A 19248-nucleotide genomic window follows, 5' to 3' on the forward strand; every position below is an offset into this window, starting at 1 on the left:
TGCGGGTTCAGCGACCGATGGCAATGGCCCCTGCTGCGACGATCAGGCAGGCGACGATGCGTTTCGCCGTGAGCGTCTCACCCAGAAACAGCCAGCCGATCAGCATGGCAAACACGACGCTCGTTTCGCGAATGGCGGTGATCGGTCCTGCCGGTCCGAGCGAATAAGCAACAATGATGACGCCATAGGCGAGAAGCACGAAAATGCCGGCCCCCAGCGCCTTCCAGCTTTCCCGCTCCCGGATATCGATGCGCAGCCGGCCCCGCATCACGGTGTAGGCGATGATGAGGAGAACGCCGTAGGTGAACAACACCCAGGCGGCATAGGCACGCGGATCGGACACATGGCGCACGCCGGTGGAATCCACCGTCGCGTAACTTGCGATGATGAGGCCGGTGAGCAGTGCCCAGAGGATGGAGGAGGTGGGCGCCCGCTGGCGGCCCAGCGACAGGCTCATGATGCCCAAGGCCACCAGCGCAATGCCGATAAGCTGGCTCGTCCCCACCGTCTGCCCCGTCAGCAGAAAACCACCGAGCGTGACCAGCAGCGGCACGGAACCGCGCACCACCGGATAGACCTGGCCGAGATCGCCGAGCCTGTAGGCAAAGACGAGAAACACGCTGTAGGCCACCTGTAACAGCGAGGAGGCGAGGATATAGGCAAAGCCGGTGGGTGTCGGCAGCGGCAGCCAGACCATGACCGGCAGTGCAAAAACGATGCCGGTGACGCCCATCACTGATATCGACCAAAGCCGGTCGCTGCCGGAGCGCAGAAAAGCGTTCCAGCTGGCATGGAGAATGGCGGCCGACAGGGCAAGCGCGATGACGGTGGGGCTCAAGGGAGGGCCACCATCAAGGGTCTGATGGCTAGGCGGCGGGGAATGAGGCGCATGGGGAAACCGATTGGAAAGCTGCAAGGGTAATGACCCCGCGCCCGCAGTCAATCGCGCTTTTCTGTCGGCTGCATCAACGGGATTGATCTTATGAAAAAGCCGCCGGATGGGCATCCGGCGGCTCAGACTGCTGACAAAGGGCTTGCAGCTTTTTTCCGTCATGCTCGGGCCTGTCCCGAGCATCTACAAACGTTTGATTTTTTGGATCTTAGTAGATCCTCGGCACAAGGCCGAGGATGACGTCGTGGTGGGAGACAGGTTTGTCAGCAAACTGAGCCGCCGGATGGGCATCCGGCGGCTCGCTGTCAAAAGTTTGGGGCGAAAAGGATTACTTCCACTCGCGGATATCGACGAAGTGGCCGGTAACCGCTGCGGCGGCGGCCATGGCAGGCGACACGAGATGCGTGCGGCCCTTGAAGCCCTGGCGTCCTTCGAAGTTGCGGTTGGAGGTGGATGCGCAGCGTTCGCCCGGCTTCAGGCGGTCGTCGTTCATGGCAAGGCACATCGAGCAGCCCGGCTCGCGCCATTCGAAACCGGCTTCCAGAAAAATCTTGTCGAGGCCTTCGGCTTCCGCCTGTTCCTTGACGATGCCCGAGCCCGGCACGATCATGGCAGACACTGTTGATGCTACCTTGCGACCTTCGACAACCTTTGCGGCTGCGCGCAGGTCTTCGATGCGCCCGTTCGTGCAGGAGCCGATGAACACGCGGTCGACGGCGATGTCGGTGATCTTCGTGCCCGGCTTCAGGCCCATGTAATCCAGCGCACGCCATTTGGAGACGCGCTTGGTTTCTTCGGGAATATCATCCGGGTTGGGCACGACGCCCTGAACGGAGATGACGTCTTCCGGCGAGGAACCCCAGGAGACGATGGGCGGCAGGGCGGCGGCATCGAGCACCACCACGCGGTCGTAATGGGCGCCTTCGTCGGACTGCAGCGTCTTCCAGTATTCAAGTGCCATGTCCCAGGCAGCGCCCTTGGGCGCGCGGGGCTTGTCCTTGATGTATTCGAAGGTCGTCTCATCCGGCGCGATGAGGCCGGCGCGGGCGCCACCTTCGATCGTCATGTTGCAGACGGTCATGCGGCCTTCCATGGAAAGCGCGCGAATGGCTTCGCCGGCAAACTCGATGACATGGCCGGTGCCGCCGGCCGTGCCGATTTCACCGATGATAGCAAGGATGATGTCCTTGGCGGTGACGCCCGGCGGCAGCTGGCCGTCGACACGCACCAGCATGTTCTTCGCCTTCTTCTGCACCAGCGTCTGGGTGGCGAGCACGTGCTCGACTTCCGACGTGCCGATGCCATGCGCGAGCGCGCCGAAAGCGCCATGCGTGGACGTGTGGCTGTCACCGCAGACGATGGTCATGCCCGGCAGGGTAAATCCCTGTTCGGGGCCGACGATGTGGACGATGCCCTGGCGCTTGTCCTTTTCGGAATAATATTCGACGCCGAAATCGGCGGCATTCTGCGCCAGCGCCTCGACCTGAACGCGGCTTTCCTCGTTCTTGATGCCGATATGGCGGTCGGGCGTCGTTGGCACGTTGTGATCGACCACGGCCAGCGTCTTTTCCGGCGCGCGGACCTTGCGGCCGGCAAGCCGCAGACCTTCGAAGGCCTGCGGGCTCGTCACCTCATGCACGAGGTGACGATCGATGTAGAGAAGACAGGTGCCGGTTTCGCCGGTGGAAACGACGTGGTCGTCCCAGATCTTGTCATAGAGAGTACGAGGTGCGCTCATGGCTGCCATCCATTTGATGTGGAGAATGCGGGGATTTGAAATCGGCAGCAGGCTGCCGGTTCGACGCGATCAGAGCGTACGAAGTCGGCCGAAAAGAGCGCCGGAAATGCGCGCGAAAAAACGTGCCGGCAGACGCTTGTGGTCCTGCAGCACAAAAACATTCGTCGCGAGGCATCCGAATTTCGATCCCATGAATGAGGATTTATCAGTTTTCCTTTTCCTCGGCAATATCTGCCTCACCGCCGGTGTGCCTCAGCTGGTGGCCCGCAGGCGCCGTTCCACTCGTCGCAGGATCAGCGACAGGCCAATGGTGAGGCCGAGATAGATGTAGGCAAGGATCGAATAGGTTTCGAAGAACCGGAAGGAGCCGGAAGCATAGACCTTGGCCATCTGGGTGATGTCGGCGACGCCGAGCACGGAGACGAGTGACGAGTCTTTCACCATCGAGACGAAATCGTTGGAAAGCGGCGGAAAAATCACTTTTAGCGCCTGCGGCATCACCACCAGCCGGAAGCGCTGGAAGCGCGAAAGACCAAGCGCCTTGGCCGCCTCGATCTGCCCCGTATCGACGGACTGGATGCCGGCGCGAGAGATTTCCGCGATAAACGAACTGTAGCCGATGGTGAGTGCGATGACGGCGCGGGACAGAAGCGAGAGGTCACGCGTCAGAAGGCTTGGCAGCATGCCTCTTTCGATCAGAGGCGAGGCAAGAAAATTATAGGCCGCCACCAATGCCGGTGCGCCGACAAAAGCCACGTAGAACAAAAGCACCAGGATGGGGATGCCGCGGATTACTTCCACGTAAAAACGCGCGGACTGGCGCAGCAACCGGCTGCTGGAAAGCCCCGCCAGTGCCACGCCGAGACCGAGGGCTGCGGCAAGTGCAAAGGCGACAAGTGCCACGCCGACGGTGATGCCAATCCCCTTGGCGACAATCAGAAAAACCTGCCCGTAGAGGTCGCTGGTGGCAATGACCGCGGCAACAGCCGCCATCATCAACCCGAAAACCACCATCCACCAGGGAAAGTCCTCCGGTTCTTCCCCGCGTCGCGCGGTGGCCATCCGGGGCTATTGCCCCATCTTGTAGTCGAGGAACCATTTTTTGTTGAGCGCGTCGAAAGTGCCGTCAGCCTTCAACGCATCGATGGCCGCATTGACGGGCGAAACCAGATCCGAGCCCTTCTTGAAGATGAATCCAAAGTCTTCCGAACCAAGCGGCCCGCCAACGAGCTTCAGCGCGCCGCCGGAGGCATCGACATAACCCTTGCCGGCGGTGCCGTCGGTCAGCACCATGTCGACATCGCCGGTGCGCAGCGCCTGCACGGTGGCGCCAAAGGTTTCAAACAGCTTGATGCGGGAATTCTGCTCGTTGCCGTCGAGCACTTCGTAGACGGCCGTATAAAAAGGTGTCGTGCCCGGCTGCGCGCCGATCAGCGCGTCTTCCGTTGCACCAAAAGTCTTGGCGTCCGAAAAGCGGGTCTCGTCGGCGCGCACCAGCATGAATTGCTGCGAGCGCATGTAGGGCTTGGAAAAATCCACCTTCTCCTTGCGGTCGTCCTTGATGGTGATGCCGGTCATGCCGATGTCGTATTGCCCGTCGGAAACGGCCTGGATCATCGCATCCCAGGAGGTGTTCTGATACTCGACCTTGGCGTTCAGCCGCTTAGTGATCTCGTTCATCGTATCATATTCCCAGCCGATGGCCGTTCCCGTCTTCGGATCGACGAACTGCAGCGGCGGATAGGCATTTTCCGTTACCACCACGATGGCGCGGCCCTTGAGGTCCGGCAAATCGGCAGCCGTGGCGGGGGCTGAGAAAAGCGGCAGGAGAGAAAGAGCGCAGAAGGCGGCAAGGGTGGTGCGGCGGGAAATCATCATCGGCTCCTTCAACATCTATGGACTGTTCCCCCTTTGCAAGCTTTACGTTGAAGCGGTCTGACGCTGGTCGATTGCAAACATCTATACGGCGTCATCATTTCCGAAGCGCCCAAATGGGGTATCCGCACACATACGCCTCAACAAATGGGAGACCTTGTCGGCCATTATAAAAGACAGGTTCCGTATGTGCCGGTCCGACCGTTCATTCCATTTCAACCTTCAGCCTGCAATTCGCATGCCTGCTCTTAAGGATTGGCCCGGTATTCGCCACCGTGCTGAAGCAAGGCCCATATCACCCTTGCGTTCTTATTGGCGACAGCAACCGCTGCGCGGTTGTAACCACGCCTTTCCCTAAGCTCGTTGACCCATTCGCTCGCAGGGTCAGATTTTCGTTGCGCCGTTCGCACCACTGACCTTCCGCCGTGGACCAGAAGTGTTCGCAGATGCTGACTGCCTCGTTTGCTGATGCCAAGCAGTACGCGTCGATCGCCGCTGGAATGTTGTCGCGGCACAAGGCCCATCCATGCCGCCAGGTGCCGGCCATTCTTAAAGTCTGCTCCATCACCAACAGCCGCGACAACTGCCGTCGCAGTCTTCGGGCCGACGCCACGAATCTTGGCGATACGCTGACAAACATCGCTCTCGCGGAAGACGGCTTCGATCTGCTTGTCGAAGTATTTGATCTTTTCGTTGAGCTGCAAAAGGAAGGCATGGAGCGTGCCAATGATATCGCGTGTCAACTCGGTGATGTCGATCCTTGGATTATTGATGATCTCCGGTATCGTTCGCTGGGCGATCGAAGCCGACTTTGCGATCGCTACACCACGCTCGAGAAGCAAACCTCGCATCTGCGAGATCAGGGCGACACGATGATTGACCAATCTCTGCCGAGCACGGTGGAGGCCCTGGATGTCCTGCTGGATGATCGATTTCTTCGGCACGAAGCGCATGTGTGGTTGTTGAACGGCAATGCATATTGCCTGGGCATCGTTGCCGTCATTCTTCTGGCCCTTCAAGAACGGCTTCACATACTGCGGCGCAATGATCTTCACAGTATGCCCCTGAGACTCAAAATGCCGCTGCCAGTGAAAGGCACCCGTGCAAGCTTCGATCCCAATCAGGCAAGGCGGCATAGCCTCGGTCACCTGAAGCAGTTGATCGCGCATCACGCGTCGTCTCAGCACAACCTGACCATCGGCGCCCACGCCATGAAGCTGGAACACATTCTTGGCGATATCAATTCCCAGAACCGCAACGTTTGCCATGACAACCTCCTTCGTTGGCGCGACCAGTTTGACTGCGGGGTGGGGGAACAGTCCATCCCATTAAGTGGCAAAACCGATTGTCACGGAAACGCCCGCAATGGCAAGAGCAATGGCAGACGGCTTCACAAGGCACCATGCCCGGAGACCGCGGGACCTGCGCCTGCCTCACCTGATTGTGTTCAAAGGGGTGCCGAATACGGAAAACCGCGGGAATGCAGGGGATTTGCACAAGCGCCTTCGTCATTTTCAGCCTTTGGTTCCCTGCATGATACCATGGGCGGCAAAACTGCCTCCTTTTGCCGGTGCCGGCCCCTGCCTATCCTTGTTGAACGTTCCCCATCCCTCATGCTGGAAGGTCATTCTTCATGTTCAAGGCAAGCCGCGCGCTGTTTGCGCTCCTCCTCGCCGTCGGTCTGTCATGCGCCGCAGTGGCTCGCGCCCAGGAAGCGGTCACCGCCGCGCCGGATGTGGAAGCGCTGTTCACCAGTCCGGACCCGGTGCTTCATGCCAACAAGCAGGTGGCTTTGCACATCATGCGGGATCTTCTGGAGGCCAACCATTGGGACAAGGCTGACCAGTGGCTGACCGAACGTTATATCCAGCACAATCCGAACGTCGTGTCCGGCCGCGCGCCGGTCGTTGAATTTTTCACGAAGGTCCTTGGCCGCAAGCCGACACCGCTCCCGGAGAAGATGAAGACGCCGGTGGTGTTCGTCAGCGCCGAAGGCGATCTAGTGACGGTTGCGACGGTGCGCACGGAAAAGGACCCGAAAGATCCGTCGAAAACCTACACCACCACCTGGTATGACACCTGGCGCATCGTCAATGGCAAGGCTGATGAGCACTGGGATTCGGCCGTGAAGATGTAACGCGGCCTATCCAGCAAACCTCTTCCCATCCTGCAGGCCGCCTCTGCCGCATCAGGCTCGGGCGGCCCTGTCGCGCCATCTTCACGTCATGATGCTGGGCTTCAACGCCACCTCTACGCGAGAGGAGGATCATGTCATGCGTCTATTTCTATCCATATTTGGCCTTGCGGCGGCATCCGTTGTGGCGTTGCCGGCGGCCGCAGCGGATCTCTGCACCCTGATTACCGATGCCAAGACCGCCGATGTGATCGTCCGCGAGGGCAATTGCACTGCTCGTGTCACGCCGGCCTCCACCTTCAAGCTGCCGCTCAGCCTGATGGCCTTTGACGCCGGCATTCTGAAGGACGAGCACACGCCATCCTTCACGTTTCAAAAGGGTGATCCTGATTGGGGTGGCGAAGAATGGAAACAGCCGACGGATGCTGAACGCTGGCTCAAATATTCCGTCGTCTGGTTTTCGCAGCGCATCACGCACCGCCTGGGCGCGGAAAAGCTCCACCGCTATGCGGACAGTTTCGGTTACGGCAATGCCGATTTTTCCGGAGACAAGGGCAAGAACAATGGCCTTGAACGCGCATGGATTGCCTCCTCGCTGAAAATTTCGCCGGACGAGCAGGTGGCGTTCCTCAAAAAATTCGTCAACCGGACGCTTCCCGTCAGCCGCGAGGCCATGGAAGTGACGGTGAAGGCGATGGAGCGCTTCGATCTCAAGGATGGCTGGGTGGCGCAGGGCAAGACCGGCATGGCCTATCCGCGCCTGGCCGATGGCAGCTTTGACCGGGCACATCCCTGGGGCTGGTTTGTCGGCTGGGCGCAAAAGGGCGGGCGGACCGTGGTGTTTGCAAAGCTCGTGCAGGACGAGCGAAAGCTTGGCGGTTCTGCAAGCGCGCGTGCCCGTGATGCGCTCTTCGAAACACTACCGGCTCTTCTTGCCCGCAACTGAGCGCCGTTCAAATTGCCTCAAACAAAAAAGGCGACCCGCGAGGGCCGCCTTTTCGAAAGTCTCAGGCGAGAAGCCTTATTCTGCGGAAGCTTCCGCAGCCTTTGCGGCTTCTGCTGCTTCGGCTTCAGCCTTGGCGGCTGCTTCTGCTGCTGCCTTTTCGGCGGCCAGTGCCTGTGCTGCTGCTACCTTTTCAGCTTCCAGACGTGCCTTTTCCTCGGCAGCGGCGGAGCGCTCGGATTCGTTCAGCTTGCGGGTACGCGTGTTGGTGTTTTCAACGATGCGAGCCGACTTGCCGCGACGATCGCGCAGGTAATAAAGCTTGGCGCGACGGACCTTACCGCGGCGAACGACTTCGACGCTGTCGACCATCGGCGAATAGACCGGGAATACGCGCTCGACGCCTTCGCCGTAGGAGATCTTGCGAACGGTGAAGCTCTCGTTGATGCCGCCACCCGAACGGGCGATGCAGACGCCTTCATAGGCCTGTACGCGGGTACGGTTGCCTTCGCGAACGGTGACGTTCACGCGCAGCGTGTCGCCCGGGGAAAATTCCGGAAGCTTGCGCTTGGCTTCGATCTTGGCAGCCTGTTCGGCTTCCAGCTGCTGAATGATGTTCATTGGTCAAACCTTCTCTTTTTCTCAAACAGCCAGAGCGCTCGACATCGGTTCCATTGGAGCTTGCCTCCGGATCCGGCCCTTTGGGCGGAGCGTATTCGCCATTCTTTGCTTGCTGGTCGACGGGATGAAAATCCCATGTCCGCGTGCGCCAATATACCAAACTGCAGCGCTTGTCACCCCGGCAGGTGCCGCAAACGCCGGAAAAGATCAAGCCGGGCGCTCTTGATGGCCGCGTTTTCAGGCGCTACTGCACGTCAAACGGGTTTGGGAGGACGCCGGAATGACACCTATCATGATCGGCCTGCTGTTTGTCGCGGGTTTTCTATCCGGTGCCGTCAACGCCATTGCCGGCGGTGGCACCTTCCTCACCTTCGGCGCGCTGACGCTGGCTGGCCTGCCGCCGATTTCGGCCAATGCCACCTCGTCCATCGTGCAGTTTCCCGGTTATGTCACGTCAACGCTTGCTTATCGCCGGGAAATCGCCCGCAACTGGCGCGGCGCGCTGGTGCTTTGTGTGGTTTCCATCATCGGCGGCGCGGCCGGCGCGATCATTCTTCTGGCGCTTGATAACCCCTCGTTTCGCGCATTGGTGCCGTGGCTGCTGGCGAGCGCCACCATCATGTTTGCCGCCGGTCCCTGGTTGAAGCCGAAAACATCCTCCGAACACCCGGTCAACACGCCGGCAAGCTTTTTGGGGCAGCTTGTCACTGCGATTTACGGCGGCTTTTTCGGCGCTGGCATGGGCATCATGATGCTCGCCGTGCTGGGCCTGACGGCCGGCGGCAGCTATCATCATCTGAATGCGCTCAAAAACCTGCTGGCCATGGTCATTGCAGCCGTTGCCATCGTCATCTTTGTCGGCGGGGGCGTTGTCGGCTGGCCGCAGGCGCTGGTCATGCTGCCGGCAGGTGCCGCCGGTGGTTATACCGGCGTGTGGCTGGCGCGCCGCGTGCCGCAGCTGGTGATGCGTCTTATCGTGGTGGCGGTCGGCTCGGCACTGACGGTCTATTATTTCGTCAGCGGCTGACCGGGTTTTCCGAGAAGATCCGGTCGGCGCTCTTTCGTCAGGGCAAGTGCCTGCTGATGGCGCCATTTTTCGATGGCGGCGTGATTGCCTGACGTCAGCACATCCGGGATCGGCTGTCCTTCGAACACCTGCGGGCGGGTGTAGTGCGGATGCTCGAGCAGGCTCGTCTCGAAGCTCTCATGCGTGCCGGAGGCGGCATTGCCCATGACGCCCGGCAGGATGCGCACCACGGCATCAAGCAGCGTCAGCGCGGCGGGCTCCCCTCCGGACAGGATATAGTCCCCGATCGAGACTTCTTCGAGATGACGTCCCTCGATCACCCGCTGGTCGACCCCTTCGAACCGGCCGCAGACGATGACGACGCCATCGCCTTCCGCCAGTTCCCGCACGCGCGCCTGGGTGAGCGGCCGCCCGCGCGGGCTCATCAACAGGCGCGGGCGTGTATCGGCGGCCACGGAATCGATAGCGCGCGCCAGAATATCCGGCTTCAGTACCATGCCCGCGCCGCCGCCAGCCGGCGTGTCGTCGACGGTGCGATGTTTGTCCTCGGCAAAATCGCGGATCTGCACCGTGTCAAGCGTCCACTGGCCGCGTTCCATGGCCTTGCCCGACAGCGAATGGCCGAGATGGCCCGGAAACATGTCCGGATAAAGCGTGAGAATGGTGGCGCGAAACGACATGGGGGCGCTTATTCCGGGTCGCGGTTCTTGTCCGCACCCTTTTTGCCCGAACCCTTCTTGCCGCCGCCTTTCTTGCCATCCGCTGCCTGGGGCGGCTCATCGCCGCCCTCGGGATCACCCTCGGCGGCCCGGCGCATCGCCTCGTCCTCATCGGGCGTCTCGATGAGGCCGGCGGCCATCGGGTCGATCACGATGCAGCCCTTGTCGAGGTCGATTTCCAGAACGGCGGCTTCTGAAAACGGAATGAGCGTCGGGCGGCGGCCGGGGCCCTTCAGTTCCAGCAGGTCGCCGGCGCCGAAATCGAAGACGCCGCTCACCTTGCCATAGCTTTTGCCGTCGGCATCCTCGACGTCGAGGCCTTCGAGGTCGGCATAATAAAATTCGTCGTCGTCCAGTTCCTCGTCCGGCAGGTTGTCGCGGTCGATGAACAGTTCAAGGCCGTTCAGCTTTTCAGCCGTATCGCGGTCGTTGATGCCGCGGAACCGCACGATGACCACGGTCTTTGCTTCGCGAAGGTCAAGGATCTCGAACACCCGTCCATCCATGCTGTGCAGGTGGCCGTAATCTCCCAGCGCCAAGGGGTCGGCCGTAAAGGTGCGCACCCGCACTTCTCCGCGCAAGCCTTGCGGCGCGCCGATGGTCGCCATGAGGATGGGGTTTTCCAGCTTGGCCATGGGGGCTCTCCCTTTGCGGTTCTGGCGTCCTTTTAGAGGGACTTTGCCGCTTTGGAAACAGAAGATGGGGGAAACAGAGGATGCAGAAACGGAAGACGGGCGGCATGTCGCCATGCCACCCGTCCAACAACGCCAGAAGCGTTTATTATTCTGCAGCGCCTTCGGCAGCAGCAGCTGCAGCGGCATCAGCCTTCTGCTTGCGCTCGGCTGCACGCTCGACAGCGCGCTTGCCCGGCTTTGCCTTTTCCGGGTTGCTGCGGGCAGCGCGTTCGGCCAAGCCTGCTTCTGCCATGAAACGCAGAACGCGATCGGTCGGCTGTGCGCCGTTGTCGATCCAATGCTGCAGGCGCTCGGCGTTCAGCTCGATGCGCTTTTCGTTGTCCTTGGCCAGCATCGGGTTCCACGAACCGACCTTTTCCAGGAAACGGCCATCGCGCGGTGCGCGGGCGTCAGCGATAACGATCTGGTAATAAGGGCGCTTCTTGGAACCACCACGGGCGAGACGGATCTTCAGGGACATTTCTTTACTCCTTGGGTCTTGGGTTGGCCGTCGTCAGACGGTCTTTTTGGGTTCGCCGTGTTGAGCGGCAATGGCTTCATGGTGCCGGATGACTTCCGTGATGACGAAGTATAAAAACTTCTCGGCGAAATCCGGGTCCAGATGAGCATCCTTGGCAAGCCTGCGCAGGCGTTCGATCTGGTATTCCTCGCGCGCCGGGTCTGCCGGCGGCAAATCGTAGAGGGCTTTGAGGATGCCCACTTCCTTGGTGCAGCGGAACCGTTCCGCCAGCATGTGGATGAGCGCCGCGTCTATATTGTCGATCGACTGGCGGTATTGGCCGAGCTGTTCCTTCACCTTCGGATCAATCATGGCGTTCCGTCTCACTTCTTCTTCGGAAAACCGGGAAGGCCCGGCATGCCGCCGAGGCCCGGAAGTTTCGGTCCGCCAAGGCCGGGAAGCCCGCCGCCGGGAAGGCCCGGCATGGAACCCGGCTTGATGCCGGCCGCCTGGGCCTGCTTGGCAAGCGCTTCGAGCTGCTGCGGGTCCAGCTTGGAAAGATCAGGCATGCCGCCCATTCCGCCCATGCCGCCACCCATTCCACCGAGGCCCATCTTGCCGGCAAGGCCACCCATCATCTGCTTCATCATGCCGCCTTTGCCCTTGCCGCCCATGGCTTTCATCATGTCGGCCATCTGGCGGTGCATTTTCAAAAGCTTGTTGATTTCGGCAGCATCCGTGCCGGAGCCTGCGGCAATGCGCTTCTTGCGGCTGTGCTTCAGCATATCCGGGTTGGCGCGCTCGGCCTTGGTCATCGAGGAGATGATGGCGATCTGGCGGGCAAACATCTTGTCGTTCATGCCGGCAGCGGCAAGCTTGTCCTTCATGCCGCCCATGCCCGGCATCAGGCCCATGATGCCGCCCATGCCGCCCATGTTCTGCATCTGGCGCAGCTGGTCGGCAAGGTCGTTCAGGTCGAACTTGCCCTTGGCCATCTTCTCGGCCATGGCGCGCGCCTTGTCGGCGTCGATGTTTTCAGCCGCCTTCTCGACCAGCGAGACGATGTCGCCCATGCCGAGAATACGGTCTGCGATGCGGCGGGGATGAAACTCCTCCAGCTCCGACATCTTTTCGCCGACGCCGATCAGCTTGATCGGCTTGCCGGTGACGGCACGCATCGAAAGGGCCGCACCGCCGCGGCCATCGCCGTCCATGCGGGTGAGAACCAGGCCGGTAATGCCAACGCGCTCATCGAAATTGCGTGCGAGATTGACGGCGTCCTGGCCGGTCAGGCTGTCGGCCACCAGCAGGATTTCATGCGGATTGGCGCGGCGCTTGATCTCGGCCATTTCGGCCATCAGCGGTTCGTCGATATGCGTGCGGCCGGCGGTGTCGAGAATGACGACATCATGGCCGCCAAGCTTTGCGGCCTGCACGGCGCGCGCGGCAATTTCCGTCGGCGACTGGCCGGCAATGATCGGCAGCGTATCAATGCCGGTCTGCACGCCAAGCTGGCGCAGCTGCTCCTGCGCTGCCGGGCGGCGCGTATCGAGCGAGGCCATCAGGACCTTCTTGCGGTCCCGTTCAGTCAGGCGTTTGGCAATCTTGCCGGATGTGGTGGTCTTGCCCGAGCCCTGCAGGCCGACCATCATGATGACGACGGGGGCTGGCGCATGCAGATCGATCGACACGCCTTCGGCGCCGAGCATCTCGACCAACTCGTCATGGACGATCTTGACGACCATCTGGCCGGGCTTGATGGATTTCAGAACTTCCGCGCCCACAGCCTTTTCGCGAACGCGATCGACAAAAGCGCGCACGACTTCCAGCGCCACGTCTGCTTCGAGCAGCGCACGGCGAACCTCGCGCAGAGCGGCGGACACATCCGCTTCGCTCAATGCGCCACGGCCGGTCAGTCCACTCAAGATGGAGCCAAGACGGTCCTGGAGGCTTTCGAACATCGTTTCATCCTTCTAGACGTTAACCGGTCACAGACCGGAAACGTCGGGTCTCTTCCACCGAAAAACAAGACGCAAAGCCAAATAGCACCCGAGGGCGCAACGCGCTGTCGGGTGTTGGCCTCCGGGATCTGTTTACACCTGTGTAGGGTCCCGGTCGGCGGCTAAAGTTCTTGAACTTTCAGCAGATCGGGCGGCAATAGCAGCATCGGCCCCGCAAAGTCAAGGCGTTGCGCCATTTCTCAAGGCCTTTGCCGACCTGGCAAGATCTGAACGTGTGGAGAGGTCTTTCGCGGACGATCTCGAACGTTCGGTCTGCAATCTCGCCGAATGACGAATATCAAGCCTGCGTGAGCGCGTCTGACGTGTGAGCAATAATCAACGGCCCGTTCTTGCCCGGCTTCCGGGGCATGCCTATACATTGCTGATGAAAAGACGCAATTTCCTGAAATGGACAGGTATCGGTGTTCTCTCCCTTCTGGGGGGAGGTCTTGCCGCGGGGAGAGCCATGGCCAACAACCGCTATTATTCCGGTCCACTCTCAGATCATTTCGACGGAACGCGTTTTTTCAATCCGGGCGGCGAGCAGCCAAAGGGGTTTGCCAACCTGCTGCGCTGGAAATTCAACGGCAAGAACGTCGCCTGGCCGCCGGCCTATCCGAGCGCCTTTGCGCCGACGGTGCCGGAAAAGCGGTTGTCCGGAAACCGCATGGCCGTCACCATGGTCGGCCATGCCTCCATGCTGATCCAGGTCGCCGGCCTCAATATTCTGACCGATCCGGTCTGGGCGCAGCGGACGAGCCCGGTGAGTTTCGCCGGGCCGAAGCGGGTCAACGAACCCGGCATCCGGCTGGAAGACCTGCCGCCGATCGACGTCGTCATCGTCACTCACAACCATTACGACCACCTCGATATCGAGACGCTGAAACGTGTCCACGAAAAGCATCGGCCGCATTTCGTCACGCCGCTCGGCAATGATGCGATCTTTGCCTCGGCGCTGGATGAGCCGCGCATTACGGTGATGGACTGGGGTCATAACGCCTATCTCGGCAAGAATGTCACGCTGCATTGCGAGCCCTGCCACCATTGGTCAGCACGCGGTGTGGGGGATCGCAGCATGGCGCTGTGGGGCGCGTTCGTCATCGAAACGCTCGCTGGCAAGATCTATCACATCGGCGATACCGGCTTTCATCAGGGTATCAACTATCAGGCCGCTGCTGAAAAACACGGCGGCTTTCGCCTGGCGATCCTGCCCATCGGCGCCTATGAGCCGCGCTGGTTCATGAAGGGCCAGCACCAGAACCCGGCAGAGGCCGTTGCCGGCATGCAGCTTGCCGGTGCCACCCATGCCGTCGGCCACCACTGGGGCACGTTCAAGCTGACGGATGAGGGGATCGAGGAGCCGCTGGCTGCCCTTCGCGATGCGCTGATGGCGGCAAACATCGAGCCGGAGCGTTTTCGCGCCTTAAGGCCCGGCGAAGTGTTTGACGTGCCGGAGGCCTGAGGTGCCTTTGACCTGAACAGCGCGGGCCGGCCGAGGGATGCCGGTGCGGCTTAATTGTTGCGCTTGCGCCCGGCCATCACGACGGCAGCACCCAGAATGGCGGACGGTTCGCCCTTGGCTGTCGAGGACTGGATGAGGATGGCGCAGCCATCCTTCTTCGAACGGCCCATGGCCTTGGCTGGCAGCGTGATCTTCAGCGCATTACCGTCCCACATGCCAACCGTCTGCACATCATAGACGCTGTGCCAGTATTCGATCTGGCGACCGCTGTTTTCACCGCGCATCACCTCGATCTGCTCCTGCTTGGTAAAATAAGCAACCACCACATCGGCGCGACCCTGGCCGGCGCCGATCTCGATTTCGATTTCGTCATTGTTCATGCGGGCGGAAACGGGCACGGAAAGGCCCTGGCCGGCGGAACTGAGGCTGCCGATCTTGCCGTTGATGGCGTCAAGATCCATTCCCTTGACATGCTCGCGCCCATTGATGATGGCCTGCGGCGTGTAGACGCCGCTGCGGCCCATCGAATGGGCATAGCCATATTGTCGCTCGGTATTTTCCTTGGAACTCAGCGTGTCCGTCCAGCCGAGATAATTCCAGTAATCGACGTGGTAGGACAGGGCCACGACATCGCCCTGTTCCACCAGCTTCTTCAGCGCGGCATCGGCGGGGGGACAGGAGGCGCAGCCCTGCGAGGTGAACAGTTCCACCACGCCCTTGGGCGCAACCTGCGCGTCTCCTGCCATGGCAGAACCGCAGGACAAACCACCGGCCAGACCACTTGCCAGAAGCACGGCGGCGCGTTTGATCAGCAGCATGATTGGGGCCTTCTCAAGGAGCATTTTGTGTCTTCGTCGCGCAGCGGGGGTGTGAGCGTTGGGGCAAACCTACTCGCGACACCCATCAACCGGAAGTCACAAGCGGGTGAGACGCCGGGATGCGTGAAACATGCTCATGAAAATGCCGCCGGACAAGGTCCGGCGGCATCTTGGATGTCAAAAATTTCAATCAGGCGGCGAGGTCGCGCAGAACCGTCTGCAGGATGCCGCCATTGTTCATGTAGATCACTTCATCAAGCGTATCGATGCGGCAGAGGATCTTGATTTCCTTCACCGAACCGTCCGCATAGGTGATCTTGGCAATCTTCCACTCGCGCGGCTTGATCTCGCCGTCGAGGCCCTCGATGGTGACGGTTTCGTCGCCCTTGAGGTCCAGGCTCTGCCAGTTCATGCCTTCTTCGAAGACGAAGGGCACGACGCCCATGCCGACGAGGTTCGAGCGGTGGATACGCTCAAACGACTGGGCGATGACGGCGCGAACGCCGAGCAGGTTGGTGCCCTTGGCAGCCCAGTCACGCGAGGAACCGTTGCCGTATTCGACGCCGGCGAAGATGACCAGCGGCGTGCCTTCAGCCTTGTACTGCATGGCAGCGTCATAGATCGACATCTCTTCCTTGGACGGATAGTGGACGGTGTAGCCGCCTTCCTTGCCGTTCGGGCCGAGCATGAAGTTGCGGATGCGGATATTGGCAAACGTGCCGCGCATCATCACTTCATGGTTGCCGCGGCGCGTGCCGTACTGGTTGAAGTCGGCAACACCAACGCCATTTTCCATGAGGTAGGCACCGGCCGGCGATGCCGCCTTGATGGAGCCTGCCGGGGAAATGTGGTCGGTGGTAATCTTGTCGCCGAAGAGACCGAGAACGCGCGCGCCTTCGATGTTCTTGACGCCGGAGCCGGTCTTGCCCATGCCGACGAAGTAAGGCGGGTTCTGCACATAGGTCGACTTGTCGTCCCAGGCATAGGTCTGGCCGTCGGGGATCTGAACCGCCTGCCAGTTGACATCGCCCTTGAACACGTCGGCGTACTTGGATTCATAAAGTTCGCGGGTGACGTATTTCAGGATGAATTCCTGGATCTCATGCGAGGTCGGCCAGATATCCTTGAGGAACACAGGATTGCCGTCCTGGTCTTCACCGAGCGGTTCGGTCGTCAGGTCCTTCTGCACCGTGCCGGCCAGCGCGTAAGCGACGACGAGCGGCGGGGAAGCAAGGTAGTTTGCCTGGACGTCCGGCGAGATGCGGCCTTCGAAGTTGCGGTTGCCCGAGAGCACGCCGGCCGTGATCAGGCCCTTGTCGTTGATCGTCTTGGAGATGGGTGCCGGCAGCGGGCCGGAATTGCCGATGCAGGTGGTGCAACCGAAACCGACGAGGTTGAAGCCAAGCGCATCGAGCGAGGTCTGCAGGCCGGATTTTTCCAGATATTCGCCAACAACCTGCGATCCCGGTGCAAGCGAGGTCTTGACCCAGGGAGCGGACTTCAGGCCCTTGGCAACGGCGTTGCGGGCGAGAAGGCCTGCAGCGATCAGAACGCTCGGGTTCGACGTGTTGGTGCAGGACGTGATGGCGGCAATTGCCACGTCGCCATGGCCGAGATCGAAATCCGTGCCTTCGACCGCATAACGGCTGGAGAGCTGGCCGGGCTTCTTGTAGTCGTTTTCCAGAGCCGTTGCGAAGTTCGGTGCAATGGTTTCCAGCGGCAGACGGCCTTCCGGACGCTTCGGGCCGGCCATGGACGGCACAACGTCGCCGAGATCCAGTTCCAGCGTGTCGGTGAAGACGAGGTTTTCGCCGTCGCCTTCGCGCCACATGCCTTGAGCCTTCGAATAGGCTTCGACAAGCGCGATCCGGTCCGTGGTGCGGCCGGACATGGTGAGGTAGTTGATGGTTTCGCCATCGACCGGGAAAAAGCCGCAGGTCGCGCCGTATTCCGGGCCCATGTTGCCGATGGTGGCGCGGTCGGCCAGCGACATCGAATCAAGGCCGGGGCCGAAGAATTCGACGAACTTGGAAACGACGCCCTTCTTGCGCAGCATCTGCACGACTGTCAGAACGAGGTCGGTCGCGGTGACGCCTTCCTTCACCTTGCCGGTCAGCTTGAAGCCGATAACTTCAGGCAGAAGCATGGAAACCGGCTGGCCGAGCATGGCCGCTTCCGCTTCGATGCCGCCAACGCCCCAGCCGAGAACGCCCAGACCATTGATCATGGTCGTGTGGCTGTCGGTGCCGACGCAGGTATCCGGATAAGCAGTGGTTTCCCCGTCTTCTTCCTTGGTCCAGACGGTCTGGCCGAGGTATTCCAGATTGACCTGGTGACAGATACCGGTGCCGGGCGGCACAACGCGGAAGTTCTTGAACGCCTGCTGGCCCCACTTCAGGAAGCGGTAGCGCTCGCCGTTGCGCTCGTATTCCAGCTCGACGTTCTTGGCAAACGCGGTCGGCGTGCCGAATTCATCAACGATAACCGAGTGGTCGATGACGAGATCGACGGGCACGAGCGGGTTGATCTTTTCCGGATCACCGCCGAGCGCCACCATGGCATCACGCATGGCGGCAAGGTCGACCACGGCGGGAACGCCGGTGAAGTCCTGCATCAGCACGCGGGCCGGGCGATAGGCGATTTCGTTTTCGACCTTGCCCTTGTTGCTGAGCCATGCGGAGACGGCAAGGATATGCTCCTTGGTGACCGTCTGGCCGTCTTCGAAACGCAGCAGGTTTTCCAGCAGAACCTTCATGGAAAAGGGAAGGTTCGATACGCCCGGCAGGCCATTGGCTTCCGCCTTCGGCAGGCTGTAATATACATAGTCCTTGCCGTCGACGGTCAGAACCGACCGGCAATTGAAGCTGTCGAGAGACTTTGACACGGATTTAATCCCCGCTGATACTAGAGCCAACACGCGCGTGCGGACGCCTATGCACTTCATGCACATCAGGATGCGGGTGCGACCATTTCCGCTGTCCGCACGAGAAGATTTTGTCTTCAGGTCCGGCGCAAGATGAAAATCACGCCGGTCGCTGGCGTGGTTGCGAAGCTTATAGATACTTTCTAAGAAAGGTTCCAGACGGTGATCGACCAGATCGCCAGATTTTTTTCATTCCCCGGCCTCAAGTGAAGTGAAGGCAGACCTCATGCGGCTCACCGCCGAAAACCTCTCGGCGCATCGCGGCGAGGATCTGATATTCTCGAATATTTCCTTCAACTTAACAAGAGGCGAGGCGCTGGTCCTCACCGGCCGCAATGGGTCCGGGAAATCCACGCTTCTGCGGGTTGTGGCAGGCCTCATCCGGCCGGCTGCGGGACATGTGGAATGGCGTGGCGCAGACGGCCAAAAAGCCGTCAACGCCGCCGAAGCCTGCCATTATCTCGGACATCGCAACGCGATGAAACCGGAACTCACGGTTGCGGAAAATCTTGCCTTCTGGCGCGATTTTTTGCGCGACATGGACGGTGGAACCGGCGTCACGATCGGCGAGGCGGCGGACATGGTCGAACTCGGCGCCATCCTGCACCTGCCCTTCGGTTATCTCTCGGCCGGCCAGCAGCGGCGCATGGCCCTTGCCAAGCTTCTCGTCGCGCACCGCCCGGTCTGGATCCTCGATGAACCGACAGCGGCTCTTGATACGGCCGCCGAAGCGCTGTTTGCGCGCCTCATCCGCGCCCATCTGCATGCCGGCGGCATCGTGCTGGCGGCGACGCACCAGCCGCTGGATTTTGTGGCGACGCAGCGTCTGGAGATGAAGGGTTTTCAGTATGCGGACATGGAGGAGGGGATATGAGCGCTTGGCTTTCGATGGTGTATGGAAGCCCCCCTCTGCCCTGCCGGGCATCTCCCCCACAGGTGGGGAGATTGGCCAGCCAATTGCC

The 19248-nt window shown here is 60.8% G+C and carries 18 protein-coding genes; 5 read left to right on the forward strand and 13 right to left on the reverse strand.

Features of this window, described 5'->3' with window-relative positions; genetic code table 11:
* Positions 1–7: 7 nt before the first annotated feature.
* The 5 genes from AC4CWF_RS01290 to AC4CWF_RS01310 form a co-directional block, all read right to left on the reverse strand.
* Positions 8–838, reverse strand: coding sequence for an EamA family transporter (locus AC4CWF_RS01290; RefSeq protein ID WP_491283336.1), 831 nt, complete (start codon positions 836–838; stop codon positions 8–10).
* 382 nt (positions 839–1220) lie between these two features.
* Positions 1221–2630: a 3-isopropylmalate dehydratase large subunit gene (leuC, locus tag AC4CWF_RS01295; protein ID WP_491283337.1), complete on the reverse strand. Its 1410-nt coding sequence runs from the start codon at positions 2628–2630 to the stop codon at positions 1221–1223.
* A 252-nt stretch (positions 2631–2882) separates the two neighbouring features.
* Positions 2883–3692 (reverse strand): amino acid ABC transporter permease, encoded by an 810-nt coding sequence (locus AC4CWF_RS01300; protein ID WP_491283338.1) that lies wholly within the window; start codon positions 3690–3692, stop codon positions 2883–2885.
* 6 nt (positions 3693–3698) lie between these two features.
* Positions 3699–4505, reverse strand: coding sequence for a transporter substrate-binding domain-containing protein (locus tag AC4CWF_RS01305; RefSeq protein WP_491285139.1), 807 nt, complete (start codon positions 4503–4505; stop codon positions 3699–3701).
* Between the two features lie 248 nt (positions 4506–4753).
* Complete coding sequence (locus tag AC4CWF_RS01310; protein ID WP_136600331.1) at positions 4754–5773, reverse strand: IS110 family RNA-guided transposase; 1020 nt, start codon at positions 5771–5773, stop codon at positions 4754–4756.
* 365 nt (positions 5774–6138) lie between these two features.
* On the opposite strand from AC4CWF_RS01310, the gene AC4CWF_RS01315 reads away from it, so the two are divergent.
* Positions 6139–6642: a nuclear transport factor 2 family protein gene (locus AC4CWF_RS01315; protein ID WP_491283339.1), complete on the forward strand. Its 504-nt coding sequence runs from the start codon at positions 6139–6141 to the stop codon at positions 6640–6642.
* A gap of 136 nt (positions 6643–6778) precedes the next feature.
* Complete coding sequence (gene blaOXA / locus AC4CWF_RS01320) at positions 6779–7585, forward strand: class D beta-lactamase (protein ID WP_491283340.1); 807 nt, start codon at positions 6779–6781, stop codon at positions 7583–7585.
* Between the two features lie 75 nt (positions 7586–7660).
* On the opposite strand, the gene rplS is transcribed toward blaOXA, so the two are convergent.
* On the reverse strand, positions 7661–8203 hold the full coding sequence (gene rplS, locus AC4CWF_RS01325; protein ID WP_491283341.1) for a 50S ribosomal protein L19: 543 nt from the start codon (positions 8201–8203) through the stop codon (positions 7661–7663).
* A gap of 280 nt (positions 8204–8483) precedes the next feature.
* On the opposite strand from rplS, the gene AC4CWF_RS01330 reads away from it, so the two are divergent.
* Entirely contained in the window at positions 8484–9230 is a 747-nt protein-coding gene (locus AC4CWF_RS01330) for a sulfite exporter TauE/SafE family protein (protein ID WP_491283342.1), read from the forward strand.
* On the opposite strand, the gene trmD is transcribed toward AC4CWF_RS01330, so the two are convergent.
* The 5 genes from trmD to ffh form a co-directional block, all read right to left on the reverse strand.
* Positions 9212–9910, reverse strand: coding sequence for a tRNA (guanosine(37)-N1)-methyltransferase TrmD (gene trmD / locus AC4CWF_RS01335; protein WP_491283343.1), 699 nt, complete (start codon positions 9908–9910; stop codon positions 9212–9214). The two genes, AC4CWF_RS01330 and trmD, sit on opposite strands and share 19 nt — an antisense overlap.
* A gap of 8 nt (positions 9911–9918) precedes the next feature.
* Positions 9919–10584, reverse strand: a complete 666-nt coding sequence (gene rimM, locus AC4CWF_RS01340; protein ID WP_491283344.1) for a ribosome maturation factor RimM — start codon at positions 10582–10584, stop codon at positions 9919–9921.
* A gap of 145 nt (positions 10585–10729) precedes the next feature.
* Entirely contained in the window at positions 10730–11104 is a 375-nt protein-coding gene (gene rpsP / locus AC4CWF_RS01345; protein WP_491283345.1) for a 30S ribosomal protein S16, read from the reverse strand.
* A gap of 33 nt (positions 11105–11137) precedes the next feature.
* Positions 11138–11455, reverse strand: coding sequence for a chorismate mutase (locus tag AC4CWF_RS01350; RefSeq protein ID WP_491283346.1), 318 nt, complete (start codon positions 11453–11455; stop codon positions 11138–11140).
* An 11-nt stretch (positions 11456–11466) separates the two neighbouring features.
* Complete coding sequence (gene ffh / locus AC4CWF_RS01355) at positions 11467–13044, reverse strand: signal recognition particle protein (RefSeq protein ID WP_491283347.1); 1578 nt, start codon at positions 13042–13044, stop codon at positions 11467–11469.
* Positions 13045–13468: 424 nt separating this feature from the next.
* On the opposite strand from ffh, the gene AC4CWF_RS01360 reads away from it, so the two are divergent.
* The gene (locus AC4CWF_RS01360) at positions 13469–14545 is read left to right on the forward strand and encodes an MBL fold metallo-hydrolase (protein WP_491283348.1); all 1077 of its coding nucleotides are present in this window, start codon (positions 13469–13471) and stop codon (positions 14543–14545) included.
* Between the two features lie 50 nt (positions 14546–14595).
* On the opposite strand, the gene AC4CWF_RS01365 is transcribed toward AC4CWF_RS01360, so the two are convergent.
* Complete coding sequence (locus AC4CWF_RS01365; RefSeq protein WP_491285140.1) at positions 14596–15291, reverse strand: DUF1223 domain-containing protein; 696 nt, start codon at positions 15289–15291, stop codon at positions 14596–14598.
* A 262-nt stretch (positions 15292–15553) separates the two neighbouring features.
* A complete protein-coding gene (gene acnA / locus AC4CWF_RS01370) occupies positions 15554–18247 on the reverse strand; it encodes an aconitate hydratase AcnA (RefSeq protein ID WP_491283349.1) in 2694 nt (897 codons plus the stop codon).
* A 265-nt stretch (positions 18248–18512) separates the two neighbouring features.
* Here acnA and ccmA point away from each other — a divergent pair, with 265 nt between their 5' ends.
* Positions 18513–19160, forward strand: coding sequence for a heme ABC exporter ATP-binding protein CcmA (gene ccmA, locus AC4CWF_RS01375; protein WP_491283350.1), 648 nt, complete (start codon positions 18513–18515; stop codon positions 19158–19160).
* Positions 19161–19248 lie beyond the last annotated feature (88 nt).

This window comes from Neorhizobium sp. PAMB6630 (assembly GCF_058242775.1).